This window comes from Paraburkholderia caffeinilytica (assembly GCF_046030355.1).
In the GTDB taxonomy this organism is placed as follows: Bacteria; Pseudomonadota; Gammaproteobacteria; order Burkholderiales; family Burkholderiaceae; genus Paraburkholderia; species Paraburkholderia caffeinilytica_B.
On record NZ_JAQQCQ010000026.1, the window covers coordinates 15,122 to 37,205 of the forward strand.

At 60.5% G+C, this 22,084-nt stretch carries 17 protein-coding genes, 1 tRNA gene and 1 pseudogene; 10 read left to right on the forward strand and 9 right to left on the reverse strand.

The window, feature by feature from the left end:
- The first annotated feature begins 50 nt into the window (after nt 1-50).
- From rpoD to PQQ95_RS30130, 3 genes are all read left to right on the forward strand, one after another.
- Nucleotides 51-2,441 (forward strand): RNA polymerase sigma factor RpoD, encoded by a 2,391-nt coding sequence (gene rpoD, locus PQQ95_RS30120; protein WP_408444256.1) that lies wholly within the window; start codon nt 51-53, stop codon nt 2,439-2,441.
- A 155-nt stretch (nt 2,442-2,596) separates the two neighbouring features.
- A tRNA-Ile gene (locus PQQ95_RS30125) sits at nt 2,597-2,684 on the forward strand.
- Nucleotides 2,685-3,747: 1,063 nt separating this feature from the next.
- A complete protein-coding gene (locus tag PQQ95_RS30130) occupies nt 3,748-4,911 on the forward strand; it encodes a porin (protein WP_408444258.1) in 1,164 nt (387 codons plus the stop codon).
- 138 nt (nt 4,912-5,049) lie between these two features.
- On the opposite strand, the pseudogene PQQ95_RS30135 reads toward PQQ95_RS30130, so the two are convergent.
- Nucleotides 5,050-5,286, reverse strand: a pseudogene (locus PQQ95_RS30135) (porin); the annotation flags it as partial.
- A 203-nt stretch (nt 5,287-5,489) separates the two neighbouring features.
- Between PQQ95_RS30135 and PQQ95_RS30140 the strand changes: the two are divergent.
- Entirely contained in the window at nt 5,490-5,843 is a 354-nt protein-coding gene (locus PQQ95_RS30140) for a transposase (protein WP_408444261.1), read from the forward strand.
- Between the two features lie 120 nt (nt 5,844-5,963).
- Here the strand turns inward: PQQ95_RS30140 and PQQ95_RS30145 are convergent, their stop codons facing one another.
- The gene (locus PQQ95_RS30145; RefSeq protein WP_408444264.1) at nt 5,964-7,523 is read right to left on the reverse strand and encodes a methyl-accepting chemotaxis protein; all 1,560 of its coding nucleotides are present in this window, start codon (nt 7,521-7,523) and stop codon (nt 5,964-5,966) included.
- A gap of 257 nt (nt 7,524-7,780) precedes the next feature.
- Complete coding sequence (locus tag PQQ95_RS30150) at nt 7,781-8,527, reverse strand: Crp/Fnr family transcriptional regulator (RefSeq protein ID WP_408444267.1); 747 nt, start codon at nt 8,525-8,527, stop codon at nt 7,781-7,783.
- A 157-nt stretch (nt 8,528-8,684) separates the two neighbouring features.
- On the opposite strand from PQQ95_RS30150, the gene PQQ95_RS30155 reads away from it, so the two are divergent.
- Nucleotides 8,685-10,319, forward strand: a complete 1,635-nt coding sequence (locus PQQ95_RS30155; protein ID WP_408444269.1) for an acyl-CoA synthetase — start codon at nt 8,685-8,687, stop codon at nt 10,317-10,319.
- Between the two features lie 94 nt (nt 10,320-10,413).
- On the opposite strand, the gene PQQ95_RS30160 is transcribed toward PQQ95_RS30155, so the two are convergent.
- From PQQ95_RS30160 to PQQ95_RS30170, 3 genes are all read right to left on the reverse strand, one after another.
- Nucleotides 10,414-10,638, reverse strand: coding sequence for a hypothetical protein (locus PQQ95_RS30160; protein ID WP_025495857.1), 225 nt, complete (start codon nt 10,636-10,638; stop codon nt 10,414-10,416).
- A gap of 285 nt (nt 10,639-10,923) precedes the next feature.
- A complete protein-coding gene (locus tag PQQ95_RS30165) occupies nt 10,924-11,127 on the reverse strand; it encodes a cold-shock protein (protein ID WP_007178877.1) in 204 nt (67 codons plus the stop codon).
- Between the two features lie 293 nt (nt 11,128-11,420).
- Nucleotides 11,421-12,056, reverse strand: coding sequence for a LysE family translocator (locus PQQ95_RS30170; protein WP_408444272.1), 636 nt, complete (start codon nt 12,054-12,056; stop codon nt 11,421-11,423).
- Nucleotides 12,057-12,534: 478 nt separating this feature from the next.
- On the opposite strand from PQQ95_RS30170, the gene PQQ95_RS30175 reads away from it, so the two are divergent.
- Nucleotides 12,535-12,798, forward strand: coding sequence for an H-NS family nucleoid-associated regulatory protein (locus PQQ95_RS30175; protein ID WP_408444275.1), 264 nt, complete (start codon nt 12,535-12,537; stop codon nt 12,796-12,798).
- A 116-nt stretch (nt 12,799-12,914) separates the two neighbouring features.
- Here the strand turns inward: PQQ95_RS30175 and pcaG are convergent, their stop codons facing one another.
- On the reverse strand, nt 12,915-13,502 hold the full coding sequence (pcaG, locus tag PQQ95_RS30180; RefSeq protein ID WP_408444278.1) for a protocatechuate 3,4-dioxygenase subunit alpha: 588 nt from the start codon (nt 13,500-13,502) through the stop codon (nt 12,915-12,917).
- 3 nt (nt 13,503-13,505) lie between these two features.
- On the reverse strand, nt 13,506-14,210 hold the full coding sequence (pcaH, locus tag PQQ95_RS30185) for a protocatechuate 3,4-dioxygenase subunit beta (RefSeq protein ID WP_408444281.1): 705 nt from the start codon (nt 14,208-14,210) through the stop codon (nt 13,506-13,508).
- A 107-nt stretch (nt 14,211-14,317) separates the two neighbouring features.
- Here pcaH and pcaQ point away from each other — a divergent pair, with 107 nt between their 5' ends.
- Nucleotides 14,318-15,316 carry a pca operon transcription factor PcaQ gene (gene pcaQ / locus PQQ95_RS30190; protein ID WP_408444283.1) on the forward strand — a complete coding sequence of 333 codons (999 nt, stop codon included), beginning with the start codon at nt 14,318-14,320 and terminating at the stop codon, nt 15,314-15,316.
- Nucleotides 15,317-15,600: 284 nt separating this feature from the next.
- Nucleotides 15,601-16,734, forward strand: coding sequence for a 4-hydroxyphenylpyruvate dioxygenase family protein (locus PQQ95_RS30195; protein WP_408444286.1), 1,134 nt, complete (start codon nt 15,601-15,603; stop codon nt 16,732-16,734).
- Between the two features lie 92 nt (nt 16,735-16,826).
- Here PQQ95_RS30195 and PQQ95_RS30200 read toward each other — a convergent pair whose 3' ends face one another.
- Nucleotides 16,827-17,759, reverse strand: coding sequence for a LysR substrate-binding domain-containing protein (locus tag PQQ95_RS30200; protein ID WP_408444289.1), 933 nt, complete (start codon nt 17,757-17,759; stop codon nt 16,827-16,829).
- Between the two features lie 168 nt (nt 17,760-17,927).
- Here PQQ95_RS30200 and PQQ95_RS30205 point away from each other — a divergent pair, with 168 nt between their 5' ends.
- Both PQQ95_RS30205 and PQQ95_RS30210 read left to right on the forward strand, forming a co-directional pair.
- Nucleotides 17,928-18,965 carry a DUF1338 domain-containing protein gene (locus tag PQQ95_RS30205; RefSeq protein WP_408444292.1) on the forward strand — a complete coding sequence of 346 codons (1,038 nt, stop codon included), beginning with the start codon at nt 17,928-17,930 and terminating at the stop codon, nt 18,963-18,965.
- Nucleotides 18,966-19,019: 54 nt separating this feature from the next.
- Entirely contained in the window at nt 19,020-22,037 is a 3,018-nt protein-coding gene (locus tag PQQ95_RS30210; RefSeq protein WP_408444295.1) for an FAD-binding and (Fe-S)-binding domain-containing protein, read from the forward strand.
- The last annotated feature ends 47 nt before the right edge of the window (nt 22,038-22,084 follow it).

Genomic DNA, 22,084 nt, shown 5'->3' on the forward strand with positions numbered 1-22,084 from the left:
CGGTTTGTTTTTTCAATGGTTTTCCTAGCAAAGGCGAAAAGGCGATTGCGATGGCAAAGACACCAGGCGGAAAAAAAGCAACAGGCACGGGCTCGAACGAGCCGACCCGAAAGGTCACTGAGGCCAAGTTAGCTTCTTCCCCCAGAAAAACGTCTGCCGCGAGCGTCACACCTGCTGCCGGGAAGAAATCCTCGACCACCTCCGCTGCGCGAGCGGAGCCGGTCAGGGCGGCGAAAGCTGTACCACCACCGGCCGCAAAACGGCCCGGTGTCAGAAGCGCAAGGGAAGCGCCTGCCGTGCAGGATGAAGCGGTAGAGCGCGAGACTTCAGTATCCACGGTTCAACCGGCTGTTGTCCAACAGCCGCGAGTCGAGACTACAGCCGGTACGACGAACTCCATGACGAAAAAGCTGAACGAAACACCCGTCGATGACGAGGCAACCCAGACCGAAGAAACCCCTGCGGCCGTTCCCGGCAAGGTGGAAAAGGTTAAGGCTCGCGATCGCCGTGCGAAGGAAAAAGCGCTGTTGAAAGACGCGTTTGCGTCGTCGCAGCCGGGCACCGTCGAGGAACTCGAAGAGCGCCGCTCCAAACTGCGCGCGCTGATCAAGCTCGGCAAGGAGCGCGGCTTCCTCACGTACGCGGAAATCAACGACCACCTCCCGGACAACTTCACCGAGACCGAGGCGATCGAAGGCATCATCAGCACGTTCAACGATATGGGCGTGGCTGTGTACGAGCAGGCGCCGGATGCTGAAACGCTGCTGCTGAACGACAACGCACCCGCTGCTTCGTCGGACGACGAGGTGGAAGAGGAGGCGGAAGTCGCGCTCTCCACCGTCGACTCCGAATTTGGCCGTACAACGGACCCGGTCCGCATGTACATGCGTGAAATGGGTACGGTCGAGTTGCTCACGCGTGAAGGCGAAATCGAAATCGCGAAGCGGATCGAAGACGGCCTCAAGCACATGGTGATGGCGATCTCCGCGTGCCCGACCACGATCGCCGACATTCTGGCAATGGCCGAGCGCGTCGCGAACGAGGAAATCCGTATCGACGAACTGGTCGACGGCCTGATCGACGCCAACGCGGAAGATGCGGACGGCTTCTCGGCGCAGGAAGCGGAAGCGATCGAAAGCGAAGACGAGGAAGTCGAGGAAGAGGAAACGGACGACGAGGAAGAAGACGACGGCGCTGCGCAAGCCACGGCCAACGCGGCGCAGATGGAAGCGCTCAAGCGTGCGTCTCTCGAGAAGTTCGCCATGATCAGCGAATGGTTCGACAAGATGCGTCGCGCGTTCGAGAAGGAAGGCTACAAGTCCAAGTCGTATCTGAAGGCGCAGGAAACGATCCAGAACGAGCTGATGACGATCCGCTTTACCGCACGTACCGTCGAGCGTCTGTGCGACACGCTGCGTGCGCAGGTGGATGAGGTACGCCAGGTCGAGCGTCAGATTCTGCATACGGTGGTCGACAAGTGCGGCATGCCGCGTGCGGAATTCATCGCGCGTTTCCCGGGCAGCGAAACGGATCTCGAATGGGCCGACAAGATCGTCGGCGAAGGTCACGCGTATAGCGCGATCCTCACGCGTAACATTCCGGCCATTCGCGAACAGCAGCAACGGCTGCTCGATTTGCAGGCCCGCGTCGTACTGCCGCTGAAGGACCTGAAAGAGACCAACCGTCAGATGGCGGCCGGCGAACTGAAAGCGCGCCAGGCAAAGCGTGAAATGACCGAGGCGAACTTGCGTCTCGTGATTTCGATCGCGAAGAAATACACGAACCGTGGTCTGCAGTTCCTCGACCTGATTCAGGAAGGCAACATCGGCCTGATGAAGGCGGTGGACAAGTTCGAATATCGTCGCGGCTACAAGTTCTCCACGTATGCCACATGGTGGATCCGTCAGGCTATCACGCGTTCGATCGCGGACCAGGCGCGTACGATCCGGATTCCGGTTCACATGATCGAAACGATCAACAAGATGAACCGCATCTCGCGTCAGATCCTGCAGGAAACCGGTCTCGAGCCGGATCCGGCAACGCTGGCCGAGAAGATGGAAATGCCGGAAGACAAGATCCGCAAGATCATGAAGATCGCGAAGGAGCCGATCTCGATGGAAACGCCGATCGGTGACGACGACGATTCGCATCTGGGCGACTTCATCGAAGACAACAACACGGTTGCGCCGGCCGACGCCGCTTTGCATGCCAGCATGCGCGACGTCGTGAAGGACGTGCTCGACTCGCTGACGCCGCGCGAAGCGAAGGTGCTGCGCATGCGTTTCGGTATCGAAATGAGCACCGATCACACGCTCGAAGAAGTCGGCAAGCAGTTCGACGTGACGCGTGAGCGGATCCGTCAGATCGAGGCGAAGGCGTTGCGCAAACTGCGTCACCCGAGCCGTTCGGACAAGCTGAAGTCGTTCCTCGAAGGGAATTGATTGAAGCCGGGCGAGTGTGGGAAATGATGTAGTGGTTTGAAGGGGCCTCTCGTTGTTGTTTCGCTTAGGCGAAGCGGTTACGGAGGCCCCTTTTTCGTGTAGTATGTCGGCCAATCAACGAATGGGCCCGGCCTTCATGACCGGGTCTTTTTCTTGGGCCGGACGCCGTGCTGGTTGCAGGCAGCGGACTCATAATCCGCCTCCGAAAGGACATCGTCGGTTCGACTCCGACCCGGCCCACCATAGATGTAAAAAAGGGTTCCGAATTTTCGGAACCCTTTTTATTTTGTGACGAGAAGCCAATATCAGGTGCGGCAATATGCCACTTTCGCTGCGCTATTAATCTGGTTGAGCTGATTCCCGGTTTGGTTTGCCGAGGAGGCTTTGTCGCGATTTTAGCCGGCTTACGCGATGCCCATATCTATCCTCCCCAGTTCAGCCGCACGTATTAAGCGATGCATCTCTTCGCGACAATATCGCGACTCGCTTTGACGAGATCGACGAATTTGTCGCATGCGTGCGCTGGGTTTTTGGCGCTTGGCCGGTTTCTCCGCGGGCCATTTGTGTCGGCGACCGGGAAGTAAGGGAAACTCCGTGTGAAAAATGTGCACGATTGTGCCGTTAAATGAGTACGGAAGGCTGTTCGATGTATGCCTTCCGCTTTCAGCACGGGCCATTGTCACGCGGCGGCCGGCGCCGCAGCTCACCTCCGGGCAACGCCCGTGCTGAAGGTTTCGCTTCTCCTTCTTCGCCCAGCCGGCACCGCACCGTGATCCATTTTAATCACAGCTAATACCGATATTCGTTCCTTGAGTATTCGGCATTAAATCGGCGACCGCATTAAACCAATTAAGTTCCCGCTTTTCGTAAATAAATTTACGCTGCGTCGGAATGAGTCTATCGCTATTGCCTTATTTTCGGGCAATCAGACGTCTCTCACTTTTCAAACGTTCCGACCCGATTACGTCATCCATATTAAATGCTGTTGCATTCACACAACTTTAATATTGGGATGTTGCAGATAATTTTTGTCCAGAGCAGGCATGCCCTTATCCACATTTCGCGATAAACGTATGAAAAATAAAGACTTAATGCTGATCCCCTCTGGATTGTTGCGAATTCTGAAAAATCATGTTGTGTAAATTGCGGGCGTTGCTACTAGGGTCTCCCCCTACACTCACGCTTCGTTTAAAGGGTGCCCGGCTGATCCGAAACGGTTCAGCAAACAGGGCGGCAGCGAGTGATGCATGCGCTGCTGAGGCAGGTCCCGCTCCCCGCGTAAATTTATCGAACTGGAGTCCCACGCATGAAAAAGAGTCTCATCGTCGTTGCGGTTGCCGCATCGTTCGCATCCGTCGCTCACGCACAAAGCAGCGTGACCCTGTATGGTCTGCTGGACGCGGGCCTGACGTACACCAGCAACGTCGCTCCGGCTAACGGCATCGGTCACGGCAACGCAAAGTGGGCAGCGGGCAGCGGCGGTATCAACCAAAGCATGTTCGGTCTGCGCGGTTCGGAAGATCTGGGCGGCGGTCTGAAGGCAATCTTCACGTTGGAAAGCGGCTTCAACATCAACAACGGCAAGTTCGCTAACAACAACGGCATGTTCAACCGTCAAGCGTTTGTCGGTCTGTCGAGCGCGCAATTCGGTACGGTCACGCTGGGTCGTCAATACGACGCAGCACAAGACTACCTGGCACCGCTGACCGCAACGGGCAGCTGGGGCGGTACGTACTTCGCGCACCCGTTCAACAACGACAACCTGAGCACGAACGGCGGCTACTCAGTCAACAACTCGATCAAGTACTCGAGCGCTAACTACGCTGGCTTCACGTTCGGCGGCACGTACGGCTTCTCGAACCAGGCTGGCGCATTCGCAAACAACCGCGAATACAGCGTTGGTGCTGCATACCAGTTCCAAGGTCTGCGTTTGGGCGCTGCTTACGCACAGCAGAACAACCCGGCTGCAAACGTGTCCGGCGCTTCGGATGGCGTGCTGGCTAACACTTCGGGTGTCATCACGGGCAACTTCCGCCAACGTGAGTTCGGCGCAGCTGCTTCGTACTCGTTCGGCCCGGCTACCGTCGGTGCTGCATTCACGCAGTCGCGTATCGACAACCTGGTTGGCGCAGCAGTTGGCCAACGTCAAGGTCGTTCGAACAACTACGAAGTCAACGGCAAGTACAACCTGACGCCGGCAATGGCTCTGGGCGTTGCTTACACGTTCACCGACGCACGTGGCTACGGTGTCAATGCTGACGGCAACGACATGAAGACCCGTTACCACCAGATCGGCCTGCAAGCTGACTACTCGCTGTCGCGTCGTACGGACGTCTACGCTCAAGCTGTGTATCAACACGCAATGGGCGACGGCGGTGTGGCTTCGATCTACAGCGGCGACAACACGCAACTGCCGTCGTCGTCGAAGAACCAGACGGCTGCTACGGTCGGTCTGCGTCACCGCTTCTAAGCTTCAGCAGAAGCTGGTTGTTGTAGAAAAGGTGCCGTTCGCGGCACCTTTTTTTATGGGCGCGCCATTCTGATGGTCGGCCCCCGTGAATACCGGACGCCGCGCGCCTGCTGGACCTTGCCGTACCGTACGGACTCGAAAAATCGTACGCAGACCGAGTGCAACGCCGGTCTGATTGTTCTTGCCCGGCAATTCGACCGAGGCTGCTCCTGACACTTTGCCGAAATCGACCGTACCATAACCCTTGGTGCGCTTCGACAACGCATACTCAGCCAGCGCCACGAGCGTATAGCGATTACCGCTCCCCAACTGACCGTTGCCGATCGCCGCGTTGGACATGTGGTCGTAATACGCCGCGCCGGTCAGCGTGAGGGCGCGCCGATGATAGACGCCCCTCCGCCGCACCATTAATCCATGGCGCAATAACGTATTGCGATTCCTGACAATTGTGCACACGAGTCTGACAATAATTGACTTTCGAGACAGCGCGCTTCGGGTAGTCTGAAACGATTGAGTGATAGACACTATTTTCGCGGCGACGCTAGCACGTGTGCTGCAGGCGCATGTTCTTACTGCACATGGATACTCCCCCTTCAAACCCGCCGGCTCGATCGCCGGCCATTCAGGATCTCACCGACGAGCAATGGCATCGCATCGTGCCGCTCCTGCCGGAAATGAAAGACCTCGGGCCGCGGCGTGGCCGTCCCAGCATCGACATCCGTTGCGTGGTGAATAGCGTGCTGTGGGTGCTGCACACGGGCAAGCCGTGGCACGCGATGCCCGACCGGTATGCGCCGTATCAGACTGCGCATCGCTACTATCTGCGCTGGAAGAATTCAGGTGTGCTGTCAAACATTGTCTTTGCGCTGTTCGATACCGATGCGATGCTGGCACGGCCTGTTACTCGCCGGAGCGATCCGCGCACCGCGTAGCAGGCTCAGAACCGCGTCTGTATAAAACAGGAAGGCCGTTACCCGCCAAGCGGATAACGGCCTTCTTTATCGGCTGCGTTGATGGATCACACCAAGTGACCGCATAAGCATGCCGCTCAATCAGGCATGCTGTTCGACCTTGAACACGGCCACCGCATTTCGCAGACGTTCGGTCTGCTCGTCGAGCGAACCTGCCGCGGCCGCAGCCTGTTCGACTAGCGCGGCATTGCGCTGCGTCACATCGTCCATCTGGCGAATCGCGAGATTGACTTCGCCGATGCCTGAGCTCTGCTCTTTCGAGGCCGCTGAGATCTCGTTCATAATCGCCGTCACGCGGCGCACGGCGTCGACCACCTCGCTGATCGTGCTGCCGGCTTTGCCTGCCAACGTCGAGCCTTCGCCGACCTGCGCGACGGACTGATGAATCAGCACCTTGATCTCTTTGGCCGCCGTCGCGCTGCGCTGCGCGAGATTGCGCACTTCGCCTGCGACGACCGCGAAGCCGCGGCCTTCTTCACCGGCGCGCGCTGCTTCCACTGCTGCGTTCAGCGCGAGGATATTGGTCTGAAACGCGATGCCTTCGATCACGCTGATAATCTCGCCGATCTTGCGCGAACTATCGGTGATGCCGGCCATTTTTTCGACCACGTCGTTGACGACCTGGCCGCCGCGCGCGGCAATATTCGATGCATCCGCCGCGAGTTCCGATGCGGTCGCGGCATTGTCGGCGTTCTGCGAGACGGTCTTGGTGAGCTCGTCCATGCTGGCTGCGGTCTGCTGCAACGAAGCCGCCTGTTCTTCGGTGCGGCTCGACAGATCCAGGTTGCCCGCAGCGATTTCCTTCGAGGCGACCGTGATCGTCTCGGCCGAGGTCTTGATTCGCGCGATGGTGGCAGCCAGTTGATTGCGCATCTCGCGCAACGAGAACAGCAGGCTTGACGTATCGTCGCGGCGCAGGTCGATGTGCGTGGCGAGATCGCCGCGTGCGATCTGCATGGCAAGTGCCGCCGCCGTAGCCGGCTCTCCGCCGATCGAACGCGATACGTTGCGCACCACGCGCGAAGCCACGAACGACACCACCACGCCCAGCAGCACCAGCATGCCGGCCGAGCGCGCGAGCGTTGCGTAGAACTGCGCCTGGATGTCATCCATATAGGCACCGGCGATAAAGTCCCAGTTCCATGGGCCGAAGCGCTTCACATAGCCGATCTTTTCGCTCGGCGCGGTTTCACCGGGTTTGGGCCACCAGTAGCGCAGATAGCCTGCGCCGGACGCCGAGCCGCCTGCCTGCGCGATGTCGTGATACAGCGCATTGCCTTTCGCGTCGCGGAAGCCGCTCATGTCCTTGCCGTTCAGCTTGGGACTCATCGGATGAGCGACCATTACCGAATCGCCGCGCACGATCGTCACGTAGCCCGATGCGCCGTAACGCTGCGCGGTAATGCGGGCGATGGCCTGCTGTTTGGCCTCGTCGACGGGGAGCTTGCCGGCGTCGGCCTGCTTCGCATAGTCCGCGACGATCGACACCGCCATGTCGGTAACGTCGGCCAGATCCGCGCGCCGTGCGTCCATTTGGGCGTTTCGTGCATCGAATGCATTCACAACGGTCACGATCAGGAGCGCCGCCCAGCAAAGCAGTATCGGCACCCACAATTTCTGTTTCAGTGTCAGACGGTTCATTATCGGCTTCGACAATACGGTGAACTCGGAATAGGGAGGGGCTGCAATCTGCGTTGCATAGCCGGCATAACGGCTGTTGCCGAGGATTCTTTATTCCGGCGTCCGAAATTCCTGGCCCGGCACGCGAACGTGCGGCCTGAGGCGGCCTGTGAAAAACGGCAAACGTCGAGGAAAATCGGGGAAAGTGGCGCCAAGCCTGTAGAAAATCGCAGCAAACAACGTGTGGGCTGCGACCGGCAGCCGGGCGCGCGTTTGCTTTAAATCTGCTCCCGACCAAACGCGCACAAGCGTTCGAGATCCAGCACGTCGATCTGGTTGTACGAGAGCCGCAAAATCTGCAGTTTTTCGAGGTTTTGGAGTGCCTGATTGATCCGTTGCCGCGAGACGCCCGCCAGCAGGCCGACTTCTTCCTGCGAAATGGCCAGCGTGCGCCCGGTGTCGGGATAGAGGTCGGGATTGAACAGTTGCGCGAGCGACTGCGCGACGCGCGCGTCGACATCCAGCAGGCGGCTATTCTGGATCGACGCGATGAATTCGCCCATGCGGTTGTTCAACTGCCGGATCACGAAGCCGGTGAACGGCAGGCTCGATTCCAGGAGTGCATGGAACGTCTCCGACGGCACGAACATCACGAGCGAAGGCTGAATGGCGGCTACATCGTATTTGCGCAATTCCCGCTTGATCACACTGCCTTCGCCGAACCAGCCGCCGGGCGGCACGCCGGAGAGCGTGCAACTGCGTCCCGAGGCGTTGTAGATGGCGAGTTTGATGAGGCCGGAATGGACGCCGATCCAGTAGTCTGACGGCTCCTGGCGGCGCGCGATCCATGCGCCCCCTTCCAGACGCTCCGCATACGCGCTGGCAAGGACCATGGCCTGATGCTCGGCGGCAAGCGCCCTGAACCATGCGCAGGTGCCGAACAGCCGCGGCAGATCGGCGCGCGCGATCCGTTCAGGGCGGTGCGAGCGGGTGTCTGCGAGAGCGGTAAACGGTGCGTCGTCCATAAGCGGCTAGCGGGCGTGGAGGCGGCTAAAGTTGGGTTGAGGGGCAGGGCGCGCTACTCTGTCATTTGAATGACAGACAGTTCACCCTGGCAATTGCTAGGCTAGCTCATCACTCAGAATAATCGACGGCGCGGCCAGCGCCTCAGGAGACAAAGCGATGAAGCACATGTTCGAAGAAGGCCTCCAACGGCGCGAAGCCAATTATGTCCCGCTCACACCCATCGATTTCATCGTGCGCGCAGCGGAAGTCTACGGCGAGCGGCTGGCGGTCGTCCATGGGGAGATTCGCCGGAACTGGCGCGAAACCTACGAGCGCGCCCGGCGTCTGGCCAGCGCGTTGCGCCAGGCCGGTGTCGAACGCGGCGACACGGTTGCCGCTTTGCTGCCGAATATTCCTCCGATGATAGAAGCGCATTTCGGCGTACCGATGGCCGGCGCTGTGCTCAATACGCTGAATACGCGGCTCGACGTGTCGTCGCTGCTGTTCATGCTGCGCCATGGCGAGGCGAAGGCGGTGATCGTCGATACCGAGTACAGCGAATTCGCGCACCGTGCCGCGCTGGAATTCCCCGAGTTACGCGTAATCAGCGTGGCCGATGCGATGCCCGCCGACGCCGACAAGTTCATCCGCGCAACCGACTACGAAGCTTTCCTGCAAACCGGCGACCCCGAGTTCGTCTGGACCTTGCCTGCCGACGAGTGGGACGCTATCGCGTTGAACTACACGTCGGGCACGACCGGCGATCCGAAAGGCGTGGTCTACCACCATCGCGGTGCGTATCTGAATGCGCTCAGCAATATTCTCGAATGGGATATGCCCAAGCATGCGGTCTACCTATGGACCTTGCCGCTTTTTCACTGCAACGGCTGGTGTTTTCCATGGACCGTCGCCGCGCGTGCCGGCGTCAACGTCTGTCTCCGCAGGTTCGACGCAAAGATGGTGTTCGACCTGATTCGCCGCGAAAACATCACGCACTATTGCGGCGCGCCGATCGTGCAAAGCGCGCTCGCGAATGCACCCGCCGAGTGGCGCGAAGGCATCACGCATCGCGTGTCGACGATGGTCGCGGGCGCGGCGCCCGCGCCGGCTGTGATCGCGAAGATGAAGGCCATCGGTTTCGATCTGACGCATGTGTATGGGCTCACTGAGACCTACGGGCCGGCCGCGGTCTGTGCGAAGCAGGAGGAATGGGAAACGCTCGACGACAACGTGCGCGCCGAAATGAATGCGCGCCAAGGCGTGCGTTACCACCTGCAGGCAGCCGTCACGGTGCTCGACCCGGACACGCTCGCGCCCGTGCCTGACGACGGTGAAACGCTCGGTGAGATCATGTTCCGCGGCAACATCTGTATGAAGGGATATCTGAAGAACGAGCGCGCCACGGAAGCCACTTTCCTCGGCGGCTGGTTCCACACCGGGGACCTCGGCGTGCGGATGCCTGACGGTTACATCCGTATCCGCGATCGCAGCAAGGACATCATCATTTCGGGCGGCGAGAACATCTCGAGCATCGAGGTCGAAGACACGCTGTACCGTCACCCAGCGGTGTCGGTTGCTGCCGTGGTGGCGATGGCCGATCCGAAGTGGGGCGAGGTGCCGTGCGCCTTCGTCGAACTCAAGGAAGGCGCTCAGGTGAGCGAGGAGGAGATCATCGCGCACTGCCGGCTGTTTCTTGCGGGATACAAGTTGCCCAAAGCGGTGCGCTTCGGCGAATTGCCGAAGACATCGACGGGAAAAATTCAGAAGTTCGAACTGCGCGCGCGGATCAAGGCGGAAGGAACCGCCGAATAGACCGCGCGCGATTTTCTAGCGCGCCCGATGGCGCGCTATGAGGTGCTGAACGATGCAAGCGCGGCGTGCCGCGCGCATCGGGGTCGATTCGCGCTTAACCGCGCGTGTCGACCCAGCGGCGTGCCCAGCGTGCCGAGTGCTGCAGTGCCTGTTCTTCGTTCGGGAAATAGTCGAGCGAATAAAACTGGTAGCGCCCTTCGGTACGCGCGCTGTCAGCGCGTTCGAGCAACAGGTTGGACGAAAAACTACCGTCGGGCAAGCGATGCGCCGAGGGTTTGACGGCATAGCCGTTGTAATGATGAATATGTTTGTTTTGCATTTTATATTTTAATAATGTTCGAGTGCGCGCCTGCCGTGCGAGCCGTTATACGGGTCACGCGGACGAGCCGATTCAAGCCATTGCGAGCCGAATCCAAACGCAGTCGGAAAGCTAAAAAGGGCGTTAAAGCCGGAGGGGAGAATGAGGTGCAACGAGGCGTTTGGCGCTTAGGCTAGCTGAACACTATATGCAGCTAAAAGCGATCGCGCCAACTGTGGGAGACAAAGCTCCGCGAGGATGTCGCTGCAGCCCGATGTCCGTTGCCGGACACCGAGCCCTTCAAACTTACATCGGCTTGATGTTAGCCGCTTGCAGACCCTTCGGGCCTTGCTTCGTTTCGAAGCTCACCTTCTGATTTTCAGCCAGCGTCTTGAAGCCGTCGCCGCTGATTTCGGAGAAGTGCGCGAACAGGTCGTCGCCGCCCTTGTCCGGGGTGATGAAGCCAAAGCCTTTGCTGTCGTTGAACCACTTAACGGTACCGGTATCCATGAAGAATCCTTGAGTAAAAATAGAAAAATTTGCTCTGTTGAGGAGCGCGTGAAGCGTCAAGGAGGGAGAGGACAACGAATACCGCTGAGGAGCGAGACATTGATGAACAGCAATCGAACTTCTTGAACTTCGGGTGCCACAGTAACCGCCGGGGCATGCCAGCGTCAACACTTATCTTGTAACTGTTTTGTTATAGACCGGACTGGTGGACGTTCGGTGCACGCTGATGCGGCCCTTGTCACTGGCTTGCCGTACCGTATGGCGCGGCAAGCCGTTCTGGTAGCGTTTCTGTTTCAGATGCCCACTTTATGCGCCGTCAGGATCAGCCGCAATCCGAGTGCGGCGACCGCGCTTGCGGCGACGCGATCGATCCAGGCCTTCCACTGCAGATAAACCTCACGTGGCCGTTTGCTTGAAAAGCACAGCGCGACGATGGTGTACCAGCCGGCTTCAATGGCGAAGATCGCAGGGGGCAATGCAAAGTAGCACCACAGCGGCGGATGTTGCGGAAGCAGGGCCGCGAAGATACTGCCGTAGTAGACCGCAGTTTTCGGATTGCTGAGTTGTGTACTCAAACCGATCCAGAAGGATTTGCGCACATTGGCGGCTGCGGCTTGCGTGGCGTCGAATGCAAGAGGCTTGGCCGCACCGCGCCAGATCTTCGACGCAAGGTAGATCAGATACAGGCCGCCGGCCACTTTCAAGCCGACGTACAGCCACTCTACGGTCGCGAGCAACGTGTACAGGCCGAGCAAGGCAATCCCGCTGAAGAACACGCCGCCGATACCCATGCCCGCAGCCGTTGCGAGGCCGTCGCCGCGCGAGAGTCCGATTGCATTGCGGGCAACGATGACGAAGCTCGGTCCGGGGCTCATGGCACCGAGTAGCAGGGCGGCCAGGATCGTGGCGATGGCTGTTGAGGCGGGCATTTTCGTGTGTCTCCTGCGGGCGGCGATGCGGGCTCGTGAAACATAGCATGAGCGCGCGAGGTTTTGTTTTTGGTGAGTGCCCATAGAACCAATAGAACCAATAGAACCAGTAAAGAACCAATAAGAATCGAATAAGCGGGTGCCGAACGCAAACGGAATGACAAAGAAAGCCTATTGTCGCGGGCGGACAATCAGTTGCTGCAAGCAGCGGAAATTGGATGCTAGAATCGCTTTCCATACGCTAAAGCAGCCTTGGAACACCAAGGCCGATCGGGCGCGATTCGAGCCGTTTGCCAACGAATTCCCCTAAATTCAGGATCCTTTGGGCATGATTTCAGATGCGAGTTGTTACGCATCGGGAGAGGCATCGTGAGTTCGATTCGCACTCACCCATCTGATTCACGCATAGGCTTCGCGTTGTTTAGCGAAGCCTTTGTTTTTTCAACGCGAGCATTATCAGCCGCGAAACCGGTACGTTATGAAAGAGCGAGAAGAACAACGGCTGTTCGACCTCGACGGGAATGCGCGTGAGCGCCTGATCGTGTGGATCCGCCGCCGCATGGACGAATACGGCATTACGATGGAAGCGCTCGCCGATTCGATCGAAGCCGATAAAACCGCGATCCGGGCCGTGATGTATCGCGACGCCTATGGAAATACGTGGGACGGCTACGGCGATAAGCCTGATTGGCTAGCGCGAGCGATTTACGCCGGGCAGAGCATCGACCACTTCCGTTGCTGAGCGCAAAAAAAAGCCCGCGCGGGGCGGGCTTAACTACTCGGAGTTTCGCGATCCAGTCGCAAGACGGATCATCTCCAGTGTATGTGAAAGCCATATGAAAGTATAGAAAATCCGGCTCACAGATCGAAAAACACGGTTTCCTTGTCGCCCTGCATATAGATATCGAAGCGGTACACATTGGCCGTATTCGGCTCGCGGCGCGCGATCAGCGTGTCACGCCGGTCCGCTGGAACCGCTGCCAGCACGGCATCCCGTTCATTAGCCTCGGCTTCGTCCTCGAAATAGATGCGCGTGAAGGTGTGCAGCAGCATGCCGCGCATCGTCACGATCACATTCAGATGCGGCGCTTCGTCCGGGTTTGCGCGGCCGGGTTTCACCGTTTCAACGACAAATCGTTTGTGCGGATCGGTGCCCGTACCCACGCGGGCGAAGCCGCGGAAACCGGTCTTCAGGATTTCCTCGCGTGATGCCGGGTAGTGGCCTTGCGCGTCAACCTGCGATATTTCCAGCATCGCATCGCCGATTACCTTGCCGTCGCCGTCGAACAGCTGGCCGACGATCGTGATGTGCTCGCCGGCCGCTTCGCGGTCAGCCAGAACGGGCGTGAGCAGGCTCTTGAAGTCGAAGTCATATTGCTGCGGGCACAAACCGTAAGCGAAGTACGGCCCGACCGTTTGCGAAGGTGTTTGCTTGAGAGTCGTCATGGCTTAGCGCTCCATCGGAGTTTCGTTGCGGCCGCGCAGCACGATGTCGAAGTCGTAGCCGAGCGCATAGGCCTCCTGCGTCGTATCGAGCGAGAAGTTTGCGATCAGACGGTCGCGCGCATGTTCGGGCGTGCCCTGGAAAATCGGATCGAAGGCCAGCAGCGGGTCGCCGGGGAAATACATCTGCGTGACGAGACGCGAGCCGAAGTGGTCACCGAACAGCGAGAAGTGAATATGGTTCGGACGCCATGCGTTCGGGTGATTGCCCCACGGGTAGGCGCCCGGTTTGATCGTCAGAAAGCGGTAGCGGCCGTCGTTGTCGGTCATGCAGCGGCCGGCGCCGAGGAAGTTCGGGTCGAGCGGCGCGTCGTGCTGATCATTTTTGTGCACATAGCGGCCGGCGGCATTGGCCTGCCAGATCTCAACCAGCGTATTGCGCACCGGACGGCCGCCTTCGTCGAGCACGCGGCCTGTCACGATGATGCGTTCGCCGAGCGGTTCGCCGTTGCGCACCGCGTTGCGCGTCAGATCGTGATCGAGCGCGCCGAGGTCTTCTGTGCCGTAGACCGGTACGCGCTGGTCGCGCAGCTTTTCCTTCAGCGGGATCAGCGGGCGCGTCGGGCCGCGTTTGACCGAAGAACCGTAGCCGGGATAGACGTAGGGGGGGTGGGACGCGAAGTCGCGTGCGGTGAGAAAGGAATCGTCCATCAGTGTCTCCTTCGAGAATTGTGGGATAAGGCGTTATGGCGCGACTTTATCTAACCTGAGAGGTTATGAAAAATGACGTTTTCGTCCATTTCGTATAACCTGCTGTTATGCAAAGAAGCCTCGCGGACAGCCGCGTCAAATTCCGTCATCTCCAGTGCTTTCTGGCTGTCGCCCAGTTCGGCGGCGTGCAGCGGGCCGCCGAAAGCCTGTCCATTACGCAGCCCGCAGTCTCCAAGACGGTGGCTGAACTGGAGGCGATTCTCGGCGTGAAACTGTTCGAGCGCGGCCGTCACGGAGCCGTGCCGACCCGCGAGGGACAGCTCTTCATGCCGCATGCGAGCGCCTGTGTCAGCGCGTTGCGACAGGGTGTGGATTTGCTGGCGCGGGCGGAAGGCGCGGTGGCCGCCACGTTGGAAATCGGTATTCTGCCGACCGTCGCGGCTGCGCTGGTGCCGCCGGTGCTGAAGCGGTTCGCCGCGCTTTGGCCACGCGTGATCGTGCGTCTTGCCACCGGCGCCAATCCCGAACTGCTCGAACGCCTGAAGGCCGGTGCGATCGAATTCGCGATTGGACGTCTGGCGGACCCGGAACGGATGGTCGGGCTCAGTTTCGAGCAGCTTTTCAGCGAACCGTTGATTGCCGTGGTCCGCGCCGGGCATCCGTTGGCGCTGGGGGCGGCCTTGCCGGCCACGTCGCTGGAGGATTTTCCGGTGGTGCTGCCGCCGTTCGGCACACTAATCCGGCAATCGGCTGAAAGCTTGCTGACTGCGTGGGGCGTGCCGCCGTTGTCGGGGTTTGTCGAAGTGCTGTCGGTATCGACGGGGCGCGCGTTGACGCTGGAAAACGACGCGGTGTGGTTCGTGCCGCTGAGCGCAGTTGAATATGAACTGGCACACGGCATGTTGGTGCGTTTGCCATTACCGTTTGCGGGCACTGGTGAGCCCGTGGGGCTGATCCGGCGCTCTGACACGCAGCCTTCGCCGGTGGGCCGGGCGTTTATTGATGCTGTGCGCGAGGTCGCGCAGCAGCGCATGGCGGCGGCTACCGGCAAGCCTGCGGCTAAACGTGTGTCAAAACGCGGCCGTGGCGGCATGTCCAGGACCTGACGCACGCCGTCAACTGGAACAAGAGATGCGGAAGCCGCGGGCGGCACAATGGCCGCACGCTGCAATCGCGATTCACCGCGCGTGAACCATCCAGTACAAAATGAAGGTTGCGAACGTTCTGCTACCCGGTGTACAAACACGATGCAAAAGCCGTCGCGTGCCGCATTGCTGCTGCATAGCACGCCCGTGCTGTCACACTGCAGGTGGCTCACGGCGCGCACCGAATAGCAGAAACATCACGAACACGCGCAACAGCGTACGAAAGACTGTCCAAGGAGACTGCCATGCCCAGCGACTTGCCCACTCCAGACGCCGCGCTGCGCGCCGTGTCGGCGCCTGAGCACAATCCGCTCGGCACCGCGGGCCTCGAATTCGTCGAGTTCGCCTCGCGCGAGCCAAGGGCGCTCGGCGAGACCTTCACAAAACTCGGCTTCAAGGCGATTGCGCGCCATATCAGCAAGGACGTTACGCTGTACCGCCAGGGCGAGATGCATTTCCTGATCAACGCCGAGCCGGATTCGTTTGCTGAGCGCTACGCCGAGGAATATGGCGCGGGCATCTGCGCGATCGGTATTCGTGTGGCCAACGCGCAGCGTGCCTTCGACCGCGCGATTGAGCTCGGCGCATGGGCGTTCGAAGGCGAGCGCCTCGGCGCGGGCGAGTTGCTGATTCCGGCCATCCAGGGCATTGGCGATTCGCACATCTATTTCGTCGACCGGTGGCGCGGCCGTGGCGGCCAGCGCGGCGGCCTTGGCGACATCTCGATCTTCGACATCGACTTCCGTCCGATCGAGATCGATACCGCGCACGCCGATCTGAGCCACGTCGGCACGGGCCTCGTCGCGGTCGATCATCTGACGCAAACGGTCGGTGAGGGCCGGATGCAGGAGTGGCTCGATTTTTATCGCGATCTGCTCAACTTCCGTGAGATTCACGAGCTGCACGCGAACTGGCATGTGTCGGCCGAATCGCGCGTGATGGTGTCGCCGTGCGGTGCGATCCGCGTGCCTTTGTATGAGGAAGGCACGCGCCGCACGAATCTGATGCACGACTATCTGCCCGATCATCCGGGCGAGGGCGTGCAGCACATTGCGCTCGCCACCGACGATATCTTTGCGTGCGTCGAGCAGCTCATCGCGAACGGCGTCGAATTCGTCGAGCCGCCGCCGCGCTACTACGAGCAGCTCGATGCGCGCCTGCCGGGCCATGGACTCGATGTCGAACGGCTCAGGCGCACGCATGTGCTGGTGGATGGCGAGATCGGCGCCGACGGCGTGCCGTCGCTGTTCTTTCAGACCTTTGTGCGGCGCGGTGCCGGCGAGATCTTCTTTGAGATCGTGCAGCGGCAAGGGCATCACGGTTTCGGCGAAGGCAATTTGAGTGCGTTGGCGCAGGCGCGCGAGCAAACCGGTGATTAACGCCTAACATTTACCGCTACCGCTACCGCTACCGCTACCGCTACCGCTACCGCTACCGCTACCGCTACCGCTACCGCTACCGCTACCGCCGATCACGCGGCATCGGGATTGCCGCCCAGCCCAGGATTCACTGCACTGTATGCCGCCGCTTCCCGCAACAGCCACTCGCGAAAACTCGTGAGCGGCTTACCGTGGCTCAACTCCGTCGGGTAGACGAGGTAATACGCCGAGTCGGCGACGGCGGGCGCGTCGAGCGGCATCACGAGTCCGAGCTGTTCGAGCTGAGCGTCCACGAAAAAGCGCGGCACCAGCGCGATGCCGAGACCGGCTGCGGCGGCGCTGATCAGCATCGTATGGAGTTCGTAGCGAACCCCTTGCATTGTCCGGTTATCGTCGACGCCGAGATTGGCGAACCACGATGCCCAGCCGTCCGGCCGGGTGGTGGAATGCAGCAGCGGGTAATCCAGCAGATCAGCCGCTGTTTCCACAGGCCGCGTCAGCAGACTCGCTGCACATACCGGCACGACTTCCTCGCTAAATAGAAAATCCGCCGACGTGCCCGGCCATGTCGGCTTGCCGTAGTGGATTGCCGCTTCGAAATGCGTATCGGCGAACGGGAAGGTGCCGGTGCGCACGCCCATGTTGACCCGCACGTCCGGATACTGCGCATTGAATGCCGTCAGCCGCGGAATCAGCCATTGCGACGCGAAAGTCGGCAGCACGGCCAGTTCCAGATAACCGCCGCCGCTGCCATGCGCGATGATCGACAGCGTGTCGCGGTCCAGTTGTTCCAGCGAGCGCCGCACCTGCGCGCTATACACCTTGCCCGCCTTGGTCAGCACGACGCGTTGTTTCACGCGCACGAACAGCCGCACGCCGAGATTGCTTTCCAGCGTATTGATCTGCCGGGACACCGCGCTTTCGGTGAGGAACAACTCGCGGGCAGCATGCGTGAAGCTCTCGTGTCGCGCGGCGGCTTCGAACGCGAGCAGCGCGCCCATGTTGGGGATCTTGAACTTTCGCACGTTGATTCCAAAAACGCATCAAGTGGCGATTTTATCTCGCTTTACGGGGGCGCCGCGAATTTGAATAATCTCGCATCCAACGATACCGTGTTTGCGCCTTGAAGCCAGGCCGGCAAACCATCTTCGAAAATACGAACGCTTGCTCACCGCATGCTGCCCGGAACCGATATGCGAAACGTCAAGAATGCGAATGTTGAACAACTGCTGCTGAAACTGCTCGGCGCCGAGAAAACCACGAGACTGTTCGCCACCCTGAATCATCCGCAGATTCTCAATGAGTGGGAAGACGGCACGGTCACCCGCGCCGAACTGGCGCAGGCGATGAACATGGCGCTGTTCGAAGACCTGCTGGCACGCTCGGCAAATGGCCGCCGGTACACCGAGGAGGCGATCGCAGCCGGCGGCAGCGTCTACTTCGACCACGGTGCATTGCGCACGGTGCGCTGGGCCGAGAACGGGGCGTTGCCGCCGGGCGAAGCTGCGTTCGCGCGCATCTTGCGGCCGCTTGGTTTCAGCATCAACGGCCGCTATCCGCTCGACCGCCTGGGCATGACCGGCCGCGCGTGGGCGCACGACGACGCCCCCGATGAGATCGCGCAGTTCTTCGTGAGCGAATTGCATCCTGAGCGTTTCTCAGCGGCGTTTCAGCAGGCGGTGACGAACGTGATCGGCGCCTCGCGCGATCCGCTGACGCCGCAAGCCGCCGGCCAGTTGTGGGAGCTCGAACGCGAAGGTGTATTGCCGCTCGAGGCGGCTCACACATTGCTGCCGGTGATCGTCGGTGCGTTCGCACGGCAACACGAGACGCCACGCGAAGCCGATTACGAAGTATTGTTAAAGGAGTCGGCGGAAATGGCGTGGATCGCAACCGAAGGCAACGCCTTCAATCACGCCACCGATCGTGTCGCGGACGTGTTCAAGCTCTCCGACGACGAAAAGGCGAAGGGTCGTCCGATGAAGCCGGACGTGGAGCGTTCGCGTTCGGGCCGGGTGTTTCAGACCGCGTACCGTGCGGACATCGTGCGGCGCGAATTCCGTGCGGCCGATGGCAGCATCGTGACGCGCGACGTGCCAGGTTCGTTTTACGAGTTCATCACGCGCAAGCGGACCTTCGACCAGGACGTGCGCCGCTGGGAAACGGACCTGCGTTTCGACGCGGGCAACGCACAGGGCATCTTCAAGATGACCGCGAGCCAGGCGGCTTGATTCACGAATGCAGGGCGATAGCGCGGGCGTTGGACACGAGACATGAGGCGCACAGTGGGAACGTCATTGGATGAAGATCAGGGCACGGGCGTGAATGCTTTATCAGGCGATGCGGCTCATGACTCGTTGAAAGAACCACGCATCGCCAGGCCTTTCTCGGGTACGGCCGCCGTGTTGCAGGCGCTCGAAGCCGACCTGCGCCGCAACGTACGCGGCGAAGTACGCTTTGATCAGGGCTCGAAAGCGCTCTATGCGGCGGATGCATCGAACTATCGGCAGGTTCCGCTCGCCGTGGTGGTGCCGTCGGACGTCGACGATCTGGTGGAGACGCTCGCCGCGTGCCGCCGCAATGACGTGCCCTTTCTCCCTCGTGGCGGCGGGACTTCGCAGAACGGCCAATGCGTGAACGTCGCAGTAGTGGCCGACGCGAGCAAGTATGTGAACCGCGTCGTATCGATCGATCCTGTCGCGGGCGTAGCAATCGTCGAACCGGGCGTGATCTGCGACACCTTGCGCGACGCCGCCGAAGCACACGGCCTCACGTTCGCACCCGACCCCGCCACGCACAGTCGCTGCACGCTCGGCGGCATGATCGCCAACAACTCGTGCGGCGCGCATTCGGTGATGGCCGGCAAGACGGTGGAGAACGTCGAGGCGCTGGAAATCGCGACCTTCGATGGCGCGCGTTTCTGGGTGGGTCCGACACCTGACGGCGAACTCGACCGCATCATCGCAGCAGGTGGCCGTCAAGGCGAAATCTACGCCGCGCTCAAGCGGCTGCGCGACACCTACGCTGATCAGATTCGCGCGAAATTCCCGCAGATCAAGCGGCGCGTGTCTGGCTTCAACCTCGATCAACTGCTGCCGGAAAACGGCTTCAACGTCGCGCGTGCGTTGGTCGGCACCGAGGGCACCTGTGCCGTGACGTTGCAGGCGAAAGTGCGGCTCGTAAAGAGTCCGGCGAAACGCGTGATCGTCGTGGTCGGCTTCACCGATATCTACACCGCTGCGGACGCCGTGCCGCATTTCATGCGCTGCGGACCGATCGCGATCGAAGGACTCGACCGCGCGATCATCCGCGGCTTGCAGGCGCGTGGTTTGAAGAAGGATGAAATCGCGTTGCTGCCGGACGGCGACGCCTGGGTCGTGCTCGAATTCGGCGCGGATACACAAGACGACGCCGTGCTTCAGGCCCAGGCCGCGGCAGCGTATTTTTCGTCGGGCGAAGCCGGGCCGAACGTGTCGGCGATGCTCGTCGAGGATCGCGCGTTGCAGGCGAAGGTGTGGTCGATTCGCGAGACCGGGGCTTCGGCGGTGGCGTTGTCGGTGGATGCGGGCACACCCGATCCGGTGGTCGGCTGGGAGGATGCGGCGGTCGATCCCATGCGTCTCGGCGATTATCTGCGTGCCTTCCAGGCGCTGGTGGATCGTTACGGCTATGAGACGAGCCTCTATGGTCATTTCGGGGATGGCTGCGTGCACGCGCGCATTACTTTCGATCTGCGCAGCGTGGAAGGCGTCGCGACGTGGCGCAAGTTTCTGCGCGAAGCGGCGGAACTGGTGGTCGAATTCGGCGGCTCGCTCTCGGGCGAACACGGCGACGGCCAGGCCAAGGCCGAGTTTCTGCCGATCATGTACGGCCCCGAACTGATGCAGGCGATGGAGCAGTTCAAGGCGATCTGGGACCCGGCCAACCGGTTGAATCCGGGCAAGGTCGTGCACGCGTATCGCGCCGACGAAAACCTGCGCATGGGGCCGTCCTATAAGCCCGTGACACTGCAAACGAAGCTCACGTTCGCCAGTCAGGAAGGCGACGGTTTTCAGCGCGAGATCGAACGATGCATTGGCATGGGCAAGTGCCGCTCGCTCGAAGGCGGCACGATGTGCCCGAGCTTTCGCGCGACACGTGAAGAGAAATATTCGACGCGTGGCCGGGCGCATCTGTTCTGGGAGATGCTGCAAGGCGACGTGATCGCGGATGGCTGGCAAAGCCGCGAAGTGAAAGAGGCGCTCGATACCTGCCTCGCGTGCAAGGGCTGCAAATCCGATTGCCCGACGCATACGGATATGGCTTCGTACAAGGCGGAATTTCTTTCGCATTACTACGAGAAGAATCGGCGGCCGCGTCAGGCGTTGTTTATGGGGCGGATTGGCGAATGGGCGCCATGGGCGGCGCGTTTTCCCCGGTTGACGAATTTTATGACGTCGGCGCCGGGGTTGGCGGCGGTGGGGAAGTGGGTCGCCGGTGTGGCGCAGGCGCGTGAACTACCGAAGTTTGCCGCGCGGACGTATCGGCAGCGTGTTCGACGTGCGCCTCAAACGGCGCTTGATTCCCGCTCTCGTGGTGAGGTGAAGAAAGTCATCTTGTGGGTCGATACGTTCAACGATCACTTCACGCCCGAGATCGCGCAGGCCGCTGCCGATGTGTTGACGCAAATGGGGTGGCACGTCGTGCTGCCGAAGAACCGTTTGTGTTGCGGACGTCCACTGTATGACTTCGGTTTGCTCGATCGTGCGCGAGAGTTGTTGACTACCATTCTCGATGATCTCGGAGAGGACATCGCCGCAGGTGTGCCATTGGTCGGGCTCGAACCGGGTTGCTTATCGGTGTTCAAGGACGAACTACTGAAGCAGTTCCCCGGCCATGCTTTGGCGATGCAACTGTCGGCGCAGACGTTTCTATTCTCCGATTTCGTCGCGCGTCAGCCGTTCGATTGGCCGACGCTTGCAGCGGACGTGATCGTGCACGGGCATTGTCATCAGAAGGCGCTGTTTGGCATGCAAGGCGATACCGCGTTGCTGAACAAGCTTGGCGTGAAGTGGACGTTGCTCGATACGGGATGCTGTGGGATGGCGGGATCGTTCGGTTTTAACGACGAGCATCACGCGCTGTCGGAGAAGATCGGGGAGGACGCGTTATTTCCGGCTGTGCGTGCTGCAGCGGCGGCAAACGCGGAAACGATCGTGCTGACCAACGGCTTCAGTTGCCGCGAGCAGATCGAGCAGGGGACCGGGCAACGTGCGGTGCATATCGCGCAACTAGCGCAGCGGGCGTTGGCTGCGCGTCGTTAAAGCGCTGTGGTTGTGGCATTGCCATTAGCGCGGGCGTTAGCGTTGCT